Consider the following 1,048-nt stretch of genomic DNA (forward strand, 5'->3'; position numbering starts at 1 on the left):
CTACCAGCCGGAAATCGTGCGCGGCGGCCTGCATTTCTTCATGCCGTTCCAGTATTCGATGCATCGCGCCAATCTTGTCACCATCCCGCAGGGTCAGATCGGCTATGTCTTTGCCCGTGATGGCAAGCCGCTGCCTCCGACGCAGACACTTGCTTCCAACACAGACGCCGATGATTTCCAGGATGTGCGCGGCTGTCTCGAAAAAGGCGGACAGAAAGGACCGCAACGCAAGATATTGCGTGAAGGCACCTATGCCATCAATCTCGCCCAATTCATCGTGCTCACCGCCCAGTCGATCTATGCCATTAATCTAAGCTCGTCTGAACAAAACCTCTTTACCAATATGTCCAGCATGATCTCGGAGCGGGGCGGCTTTGAGCCAGTCGTCATCCATAATGCCGAGGACATGATCGGTATCGTCACCATCCATGACGGTCCGACCCTACCGGACGGCGAGATCATCGCACCGACCGTGGCCAACGATCCGAACGACCCGAACTTCCACAACAATTTTCAGGACCCGGAGAAGTTTCTCAACGCTGGTGGTTACCGTGGCCGGCAGTTGCAAGTGCTTGCCGACGGTAGCTACTTCCTCAATCGCATTTTCGCGACCGTCGAACTGGTCGAGAAGACGATCATTGACGTTGGCACAGTGGGTGTCGTCGTCTCCTATAACGGTCGCCACGGCACGGATATATCCGGGCAGGCATACCGTCACGGCGAGCTGGTCGAAATCGGCGCACGCGGTGTCTGGTCAACGCCGCTACTGCCGGGCAAGTATGCGTTCAATACCTATGCTGGCAATATCATCACCGTGCCGACCACCAACTTCGTGCTTAAATGGACGAAGGAGCAGTTTGGCGAACACAGGCTGGACGAAAACCTGTCTGAAGTTTCGTTGATCACCAAGGATGCGTTCGAGCCTGTGCTGCCGCTCTCCGTCGTCGTGCATATCGACTATATGAAGGCGCCGCTCGTGGTGCAGCGTTTCGGTGACAGCACGCGGCTGGTCGAACACACGCTCGATCCGATGGTTTCTGCTTACTTC

Annotated in this window: 1 protein-coding gene; it reads left to right on the forward strand. The window is 56.1% G+C overall.

Annotated features, from left to right (window positions below; translation table 11 throughout):
- On the forward strand, positions 1-1,048 hold a 1,048-nt coding region (locus AC4FWB_RS34570), incomplete at both ends, for an SPFH domain-containing protein (protein ID WP_491030693.1).

The sequence above is a fragment of the Mesorhizobium sp. LEGMi-168a genome (assembly GCF_058312955.1).